This window comes from Cedecea neteri NBRC 105707 = ATCC 33855, assembly GCF_001571265.1.
In the GTDB taxonomy this organism is placed as follows: Bacteria; Pseudomonadota; Gammaproteobacteria; order Enterobacterales; family Enterobacteriaceae; genus Cedecea; species Cedecea neteri.
Window position 1 is genome coordinate 1 of record NZ_BCTL01000089.1, and the last position, 8,300, is coordinate 8,300.

The following is an 8,300-nucleotide window of genomic DNA, read 5'->3' on the forward strand; positions in this document are numbered from 1 at the left end:
CGTTCACCGTCTCTGAACATTCAGGGGAAACTGAATTACCGGTGAACGGAATAACTGCGGAGCGAAAGATATCTGTGGAAGATTTGAAAGCAAACTATGACTAAGCAACATCGCCAATCCCCGAACAAATCCCACCATAAGCAACCAAACTCACCAGAACTTACTACAGTTAGTAAGGGCCTCCCCTTAAGGTATCAGGTGACGATATGGCGCTTTATTCCATCGGAGAAGTGGCTGCGCTTTGCAATATTAATCCGGTAACCCTCCGGGCCTGGCAGCGGCGTTACGGGTTGCTCAAACCTAAGCGAAGCGACGGCGGGCATCGCTTGTTTGATTCCGCCGACATTGAGCGCATTCGCGAGATCCAAACCTGGATCGAGCAAGGCGTACAGGTCAGTAAAGTCAAAGGACTGCTCAGCGGCGAAAACCGGGAAAAAGAGCACGCCTGGGGAGAGCGGCAGGAAACGCTGCTCCGCCATCTGCAAAGCGGTAACCCCAATCTGCTCCGCGCCTGGATAGCCGACATTGGGCGTATCTACCCGGCGCACACGCTGGTGCAACATCTCTATCTTCCGCTGCGTCGCCGCCTTTACGGGCAGCAAATTGCGCTGTGCGCGCTGCTTAGCCTGCTGGATGGCGCCCTGATTAATTATATTGCGATGTGTATTGCCACCGCGCGCAAGCAAAACGGCAGAGATGCTTTAGTGGTGGGCTGGAACGTACAGGACACAACGCGGCTGTGGATGGCGGCGTGGATTGCCAGCCAGCAAGGCTGGCGGGTCGACGTGCTGGCTAACTCGCTGAGCAACCTGAAACCGGAGCTTTTTGACCGGCAGACGCTGCTGGTCTGGTGCGGCGACTGCCCCGGAGAACGGCAGATAGACCAGATTGAATCGTGGCGCAGCGCAGGGCTGCCCGTTTTTGTGCTGGGCAACGTTGAGCGCAGGCAGCCCGCCGGCTGAAAGGGTAAAAAGAGGGAAAATCAGGCTTTTTCCCTCTTCGTCACAATCAAAGGTTCATTAACAACCCCGCTTCCCTTTATAATCGCTTCGTTAACAAACGGAGCAACGGATGAAACTGTCAAAAATTGCCCTTGTGGGCGGAATGCTTGTTATGGCGATCGGCGGTATTGGCGGCGTGATGCTGGTCGGCTACATCGTTATTTTGCATGGCGCGTGACATAACTTTCCAGGCGCTCAAACAGGCGGTCAGTGACAATTGCCGCCAGCGCCACCAGCACCGCGCCCTGAATCACATAGGCGGTATTAAAGCCGCTTAGCCCGATAATAATCGGTGACCCGAGCGTGTTAGCGCCCACGGTGGAGGCAATCGTCGCGGTGCCGATATTAATAATCACCGATGTCCTGATGCCCGCCAGTATGACCGGCGCGGCGAGCGGCAACTCCACTTTCCGCAGCATTTGCCCACGGCTCATGCCGATACCAAGCGCGATTTCGCGTGCGGATTCAGGCACGGCACCAATTCCCGCCAGCGTCCCTTGTAAAATCGGCAACAGCCCGTAAATCACCAGCGCGATGATCGCCGGCTCTTGTCCGAACCCCATCACCGGCACCGCCACGGCTAATACGGCCACCGGGGGAAAGGTTTGCCCGGCAGCGGTAATGGTCTCCACCAGCGAACGAAACTCTTCCCCCGCCGGACGCGTAACCAGAATCCCCAGCCCGACGCCAATCACCACCGCAACCACGCTGGAAATGCCCACCAGCGTTAAGTGCGCCAGCGCCAGAGAGACAAAGCTGTCCTGCTGATACATGGGCCGGGTCAACTGCGGGAACAGCCAGCTAAACAGCCCGCTGGTATAAGGCAGCAGCAGCAGTAGCGCAACAAAAAGCGCGATAAGCCACAGCAGAGGATCACGCAGCAGGCGCATTTTCTCTCCTCCTTACCAGATCGCTAAAGTGCAGCACGCCGCAGGGCTGATTTTGCTCATCCACCACCGGCAGCCGATCGCACTGGCGGTCAATAAACAACGAGAGCGCTTCGCGCAGCGTCATGTCTGCCCGGATAGGCTCACCTTCCAGGCGTTCATCGGCGCGAATGCTGTCCGCGACATGGCGCAGCGAAAGCAGCCGGACGCCAAGCTCGCTGCGGCCAAAGAAATCACGAACAAAATCGTTGGCCGGTTTTGTCAGCAGCTCCAGCGGCGTTCCCTGCTGGATAACTTTGCCGCCGTCCATCAGCACGATGTTGTCAGCCAGAGTTAATGCCTCGTCGATGTCGTGCGTCACCAGCACGATGGTACGCCCCAGCAGTTGATGAATGCGGATCATCTCCTGCTGCAGCGTCGCACGGGTGACCGGGTCCAGCGCCCCAAATGGCTCGTCCATCAGCAGCACTTCCGGGTCGGCCGCCAGCGCACGGGCTACGCCCACGCGCTGCTGCTGCCCGCCGGAAAGCTGGTGCGGATAACGGTCGCGGAACTGCGCGGCGTCAAGGCCTAACAGCTCCAGCAGCTCGTCAATACGTTCGGCGACTCTCGCCTTCGGCCACTTCAGCAGCTCAGGCACCGTGGCGATGTTCTGCGCCACCGTCCAGTGCGGGAACAGGCCGATGGACTGAATTGCGTAGCCCATGCGGCGGCGAAGCACCTTCGGGTCAAAGCTGCGGATTTCCTCCCCGGCAAAGCGAATACGCCCTTCGTCGTGCTCCACCAGGCGGTTGATCATCTTCAACGTGGTGGACTTTCCTGAGCCGGAGGTGCCGATCAGCACGGTGAACTGCCCTTCGCGAATGTTCAGCGTCACGTCACTGACCGCCGCTTCGCCGTGGAAGTATTTGCTGACGCGATCGAACTCGATCATTATTTTGCCTCCAGCAGAGAAATAAACAGCTTAAACAGCGCATCGACAATCACCGCCAGGGCGATAACCGGCATAACGCCAAGCAGAACGAGATCCAGCGCGCTACTTAACAGCCCCTGGAAAATAATCGAGCCAAATCCGCCCGCCCCAATCAGCGCGGCGATAACGGCCATGCCGATAGTCTGCACACAAACCACACGAAGGCTGCGCAGCAGCACCGGCAAGGCCAGCGGCACTTCCGCTCGCCAGAAAATTTGCGCCCGCGACATGCCCATCCCCAGCGCGCTTTCCACGATGTTGCGCGGCACCTGCTGTAAGCCCGCCACTACGCCGCGCACCAGCGGCAGTAGCGCATAAAGCACCAGCGCAATCAGCGCAGGCGCGACGCCAATCCCGCTCACGCCAATTTTCCCGAGCCACGGCAGCCAGGCAGCAAGACCAGCGAGAGGCGCAATAAGCAGACCGAACAGCGCCACGGACGGCACTGTCTGAATCACGTTGAGCAGAGAAAACACGCCGGATTGCCAGGCCGGACGGCGATAGCAAAGAAGCCCCAGCGGGACACCAATCAGCAGCGCCGGAGCCAGCGTACCGGCCAGCAATGCCAGGTGACGGGTCAGGGCATCGTCAAACACGTCCTGGCGGTTGACGTACTCCTTCATCAGCGAAAGATCGCTGAAGTAGCCGGTTGCCAGCAGCACGACGGGGACTATCCAGACTTGTAGGTTCAGCAAGAGCCGCCACAAAGGGCTGGCCGTGAGGCGATTGGCCGCATCGGCGCAAAGCAGCAGGCACACTGCCAGCATCAGCCACAGCCCGCTGCCGGGAGAAGTGCGCGCGAGGGAACTGCCCTCAAGGGCAAGCTGGCTCGCGGTGTGCCCCAGCAATAACAGCAGGCCGATAAACAGCACTTCACCGGTGGCAATAATCACCAGTTGAGTGAGCGCTCTTCCGGGTACCAGCGTCAGGCCAGCGAGCATCAGAAAGGGGATCGCCAGCCAGTAATGCAGCGTGCCGGGCAACTGGGTGATGCCCAACGGCTCGCCGGAAACCAGGCGGTTAGGCGCGTTGTTGATGATCGGGAGTAACATCAAGGCAGCCGCCAGCAGTAACACTAGCAGCAGCAGTACCCTGTTATGAATTTTTAGCAAACGTTATTCCAGCAGATGATGACAAACAGCCGACAACCGGCGTTATCGACTGTTTGAGGTAAAACAGATAACGGCATGCATTTCGGGCTGTTAAGCACAATGCACGCCGTCAGCAGGCTATTTAACAAAGCCTTTTTGCTTTAAGTAATCAGCGGCCACTTTTTTGGCATCCTGACCTTCCACGGCAATCTTCGCGTTCAGCTGCTGTAGGGTTTTCTGGTCGAGGGAAGTAAAGACCGGTTTCAGCCAGTCGCCAATTTGCGGGTACTCTTTCAGCACGGCTTCACGCACCACGGCAGTCGGCGCGGAAACGGCCTGCACGCCTTTCGGATCCGTCAGCGTTTCAAGCCCCAATGCCGCAACAGGGCCGTCGGTGCCGTAAGCCATCGCGGCATTAACGCCGGAGGTTTGCTGCGCGGCGGCTTTGATGGTTACCGCGGTGTCCCCCCCGGCGAGAGACAGCAGCTGGCTCTGTTCCAGCTTAAAGCCATAAGCTTTTTCAAAGGCCGGTAGCGCGTCGGAACGCTCGATAAACTCGGCGGATGCCGCAAGCTTAAAGGTGCCGCCTTTTTTCAGGTACTCGCTGAGATCGGCCAGGGAAACCAGGTGGTTTTTCTCTGCCAGATCCTTACGAACCGCGATGGTGTATGTGTTGTTGGCCGGGGCCGGCGTCAGCCAGACCAGATGATTTTTGTCGTAGTCCAGTTGCTTAACTTTTTCATAGCCCTTCTGGGCATCCTTCCAGGCCGGATCGTTTTCAGTTTTAAAGAAGAACGCGCCGTTGCCGGTGTATTCAGGATAAATGTCCAGCTCGCCGGAGGTGATCGCGCCGCGCACAACCGGCGTGGTGCCGAGCTGAACCTTATTGATGGTTTTCACATCATGGCTTTCCAGCACCTGCAAAATAATGTTGCCGAGCAAAGAGCCTTCGGTATCAATTTTCGAGCCGACTTTCACCGGATCCGCCGCCTGCGCGCCCGTTGCCAACATCACTAACCCTGCCAAACCCCAACGTGTTGATATGTTCATAGTTATTCCTCGTTGTTCTTTACTTAAAAATCATGCAGTAAACAAAGAATAGCCGAGTTTGAATCGGCTGGGGAAAGCACTAAGCGGTATATGATATGCGAACTCGTTTGAACAGGCTGGCGGCCGCAAGCGCCGTCACCCTCTCCTCAACCGCCCGGCTAAATCCCTACACTTATTGCCATTTATACTTTTTTTACCCGCCGCTTTGGCTTTTTTACCTTCTTTTTATACGCCAGTGAATATGCTCTTTTCGTCGCCGAGAGGCTTAGAAAAAGACTGCCATGAACTCACTCATTCACCACTCACTCGTTAAAAACATCTTTACGCTTTTCGCTTTTCCGCAGGTCTCATCCAATGAAGAATCTGTCAGCCAGTCAGCGCGGCAAAAGCCAGCGGCGGAGCGAGCGAAAGAGTTTGCCGAAGAGGTGCAGCGCTATCTGCAGCGTCATCCTGAAACAAAGCATGTTGATATTTACCTCAATGACGTCAACGGTGCTTTTCGCGGCAAACGCATCGCGGTAGACAGCCTGCTGTCGCTCTCTGCCGGCTGTTATTTCCCGCAGTCCGTTTACGCGATGGATCACGAAGGCAAGCCGTTTAGCCAGGCATCGGCAAACGTGGACTATGACGAGCCCGACGGACTTTGCCTGCCGGTGGCGGGAACGCTGCGGCCCTGCGCTCACGACCCAAAGCACAACGCGCAACTGCTATTAACCATGAAGCAGAGCGACGGCAGCGGCTACGCGCTGGAGCCCAGAGTGGTGCTGGAAAATGTCCTGCAAAAATTTCATTACCACGGTCTGTATCCGGTCGCCGCGCCGGAAATAGAGTTTTATCTGGTCAGCAAAGTCCAGCAGGACGTGCCTGCCCAAGGCTGTTTTTATATGCCCGTCCCTTCGGATTACACCGCTTTTATTGAAGCGCTGGAGCAGGCCGCTGCCGACCAAAAACTGCCGCTGACCGGCATCGTGTGCGAAGCGGAAGCCGGGCAGTTTGAGCTGAATCTGAAACACGGCAAAGATATCGTTGGCGTGTGCGAAAGCGTGCTGGCGCTGCGCCGCCTGACCAGCATCGTGGCCGATAAGTTTGGCTACCAGGCCAATTTTATGGCCAAACCCTTTTCGCATCTGGCCGGGAACGGCCTGCATTTTCATATCAGCCTGAACGACCGCAAAGATAACAACGTTTTCGCCGCTCCGGCGGAAAACCTGAATGAAATGACCCAGCTTTGCCTTGCGGGGATGCTGCAAACAATGCCCGCCGCCGTGGCCGTTATCGCCCCGCACGTCAACTCTTTCAGGAGGCTGCGCAAAAATCTTAACGAACCGCTGTTCAGTTCCTGGGGCTACAACAAGCGCAGCGCCGCCCTGCGCATCCCCTGCTCTGACGACAGTAACCGCCGCATTGAATACCGCCTCGCCGGGGCAGACGTGAACCCGTATCTGGCAATGGCCGCCATTCTTACCGGCATGCTTTATGGGCTGGAAAATATCGACAGCGATACCCTGAAAAATTCGGCGCTGTTTGCCCCTGAGCTGCCGCTGTTCCAGCATGTGGCAATTGAAGAGTTTCAGCAAAGCCATTACATGACCGAAAGCCTGGGAGAAGCATTCTCTCGCCAGTGGGTCACCCACAAGCTGTCGGAACTGGCGTGGTTTGAAACTATTGTGACCCAGGAAGAAGCGGTGCTGTCCCGCTAACGCCAGTGCTCTATCAACCCGAATGCTAACCTGAGGTGATGTATGTCTCGTCTTATTATGCTGTCTAATCGCTGCGAACCAGAACGCGGGCAGCGCGGCGATCCTCTGCTTCCGGTACTTCATGCCGTTCTGAAGAAACATTCGGGTCTGTGGTTTGGCTGGAACGGCGAAATAGCCGCAGGGAATAAGCAGAGAAAAGCGCGTTTTTTCAGTCAGTCGAGCTACCAGCAATACAGCTGGGCGCTGACCCCCAACGAGTATGACAACTTTTATCAGGGCTATATTCATCAGGTATTGTGGCCGGTTTTTCACAATCGCCCGGATCTGATCCACTATAAAAAAGAGTATTTCACCACCTGGAAAAATTATAACCATGACGTGAAAACGCGGGTGGCAGCCAAAATTGAACCTGACGACGTCGTCTGGGTACAGGACTACCATCTTTTGTTCGCCGGCAAGCTGCTCAAAGAGGATGGTTACGCCAACCGCTGCGGCTTCTTCCTGCATCAGCCCTTCCCGCCTGGCGACGTGCTGCGCTCTGTGCCAGAGCACGACGGCCTGATGCAGGCGCTGTTCAGTTACGATCTGCTCGGCTTCCAGTCGAGTGGGGACGTGAATAATTTCCTGGCCTATGCGCTGCGGTTTTACCGCGTGGAGCGGCTGGCGGATAACCTTATTCAGCTTAACGGGCACGCTATAAAACTGGGGATTTTCCCGTGCGGCGTGGATAAAACCATGCCGCCACTTTCACACACAAACGCCGAAGCGGTACGCAACTATCCTCGCCAGATAGTGATCGGCAACGACACCATCAGCGATATCAGCGGCGTGCATTGCCACCTGAAGACGATGGAAACGTTTCTGAATACGCACCCGGAGTACCTGCGTGACGTCAGCCTGCTGCAAATTTCTGACGCTTCAAGGGGCTATTCGTGGTCGGCACGCGATCTCTGCGACCAGCTTGAACACCAGTGCGCTGAAATTAACGCCCGCTTTGGCGATTCGGCCTGGTACCCCATCAACTATATTCGTAACCATCTGTGCCATTCAGATTTGATTTACGCTTTTTACCGTAACGCCCACGTGGCGATGTTCACCCCGCTTTCTGAGGGGATGAGCCTGGAGGCGAAAGCCTTTGTTCTCGCGCAGGATGCCGAAGACCCCGGCGTGCTGATGCTATCGGCCCTGACCGGCACGGCGGAACAGCTGACGGATGCGGTGTTGATTAACCCCTACGATGCCAACGAAGCAAGCCATGCGCTCTATTCCGCGCTGACGATGCCGCTGCACGAACGTAAACGCCGACATCAGCAACTGCTGGCCAAAGTGGAAAGATACGACAGCCAGTGGTGGGCCCGGGCTTTTCTTGATTCACTCAATGCAGAGTCTGCTCCGTCCCCTGCTACGGTGATCCCGTTCCGCGCTTCTCACCACGGGATTTTTACACCGCAGAATTTGTATTAATGGTCAGAATTATGCGCTTTGGGCGAGGGTGTACGGCGTTTCATTTGCGTGTTTCGGGAGAACTTTTTAGCCCAGGCATTATTCCGTTCACCCGTATATCTGTGTTCCATATAAGTTCCCAGCACGGTGAACGT

The 8,300-nt window shown here is 56.4% G+C and carries 8 protein-coding genes; 4 read left to right on the top strand and 4 right to left on the bottom strand.

Annotated features, from left to right (window positions below; all coding sequences use genetic code 11):
- The first annotated feature begins 206 nt into the window (after positions 1-206).
- Both CNE01S_RS23450 and CNE01S_RS25905 read left to right on the top strand, forming a co-directional pair.
- A complete protein-coding gene (locus CNE01S_RS23450) occupies positions 207-962 on the top strand; it encodes a MerR family transcriptional regulator (RefSeq protein WP_061279026.1) in 756 nt (251 codons plus the stop codon).
- A 109-nt stretch (positions 963-1,071) separates the two neighbouring features.
- A complete protein-coding gene (locus tag CNE01S_RS25905) occupies positions 1,072-1,179 on the top strand; it encodes a YohO family small membrane protein (protein WP_034494204.1) in 108 nt (35 codons plus the stop codon).
- Here CNE01S_RS25905 and CNE01S_RS23455 read toward each other — a convergent pair.
- From CNE01S_RS23455 to osmF, 4 genes are all read right to left on the bottom strand, one after another.
- Positions 1,160-1,891 carry an ABC transporter permease gene (locus tag CNE01S_RS23455; protein ID WP_061279027.1) on the bottom strand — a complete coding sequence of 244 codons (732 nt, stop codon included), beginning with the start codon at positions 1,889-1,891 and terminating at the stop codon, positions 1,160-1,162. The genes CNE01S_RS25905 and CNE01S_RS23455 overlap by 20 nt on opposite strands.
- Positions 1,875-2,822, bottom strand: coding sequence for an ABC transporter ATP-binding protein (locus tag CNE01S_RS23460; RefSeq protein ID WP_061279029.1), 948 nt, complete (start codon positions 2,820-2,822; stop codon positions 1,875-1,877). The genes CNE01S_RS23455 and CNE01S_RS23460 overlap by 17 nt, the downstream gene beginning before the upstream one ends.
- Complete coding sequence (locus tag CNE01S_RS23465) at positions 2,822-3,973, bottom strand: ABC transporter permease (RefSeq protein WP_061279031.1); 1,152 nt, start codon at positions 3,971-3,973, stop codon at positions 2,822-2,824. The genes CNE01S_RS23460 and CNE01S_RS23465 overlap by 1 nt, the downstream gene beginning before the upstream one ends.
- 117 nt (positions 3,974-4,090) lie before the next feature.
- The gene (osmF, locus tag CNE01S_RS23470; protein ID WP_061279033.1) at positions 4,091-5,002 is read right to left on the bottom strand and encodes a glycine betaine ABC transporter substrate-binding protein OsmF; all 912 of its coding nucleotides are present in this window, start codon (positions 5,000-5,002) and stop codon (positions 4,091-4,093) included.
- Positions 5,003-5,283: 281 nt separating this feature from the next.
- On the opposite strand from osmF, the gene CNE01S_RS23475 reads away from it, so the two are divergent.
- Entirely contained in the window at positions 5,284-6,702 is a 1,419-nt protein-coding gene (locus CNE01S_RS23475; RefSeq protein ID WP_061279035.1) for a glutamine synthetase family protein, read from the top strand.
- Between the two features lie 42 nt (positions 6,703-6,744).
- Positions 6,745-8,166, top strand: coding sequence for an alpha,alpha-trehalose-phosphate synthase (UDP-forming) (locus CNE01S_RS23480; protein WP_061279037.1), 1,422 nt, complete (start codon positions 6,745-6,747; stop codon positions 8,164-8,166).
- Positions 8,167-8,300 lie beyond the last annotated feature (134 nt).